The organism is Pantoea sp. GbtcB22, assembly GCF_019091025.1.
GTDB classification, from domain to species: domain Bacteria; phylum Pseudomonadota; class Gammaproteobacteria; order Enterobacterales; family Enterobacteriaceae; genus Pantoea; species Pantoea leporis.
The window spans coordinates 1-233 of sequence record NZ_JAGXKB010000938.1 but is presented as its reverse complement, the minus strand read 5'-3'; the positions used below and the strand labels follow the sequence as shown (position 1 = coordinate 233).

The window sequence follows — 233 nt, the reverse complement described above, 5'->3', positions numbered from 1 at the left end:
GATTCACATTCGCCGTCGCGCCACTCCCGATTCACCGCAGTACTGGGAACAGTTTGAGATTCCGTATCGCCCGAATCTCAACATCATCTCGTGCCTGATGGAGATCCAGAAGAAACCGGGGAACAAAGCGGGCGAGAAGACCCCGCCGCCAGTCTGGCAGATGAACTGCCTCGAACAGGTCTGCGGCATCTGCACGATGGTGATTAATGGTCGGGTGCGACAGTCGTGCTCGG

1 protein-coding gene is annotated in these 233 nt (G+C 57.5%); it reads left to right on the top strand.

Annotated elements, in window-relative coordinates; translation table 11 throughout:
- Positions 1–233: 2Fe-2S iron-sulfur cluster-binding protein (locus tag KVT28_RS27095; protein WP_217551430.1), on the top strand; the 233-nt coding region annotated here is incomplete at both ends.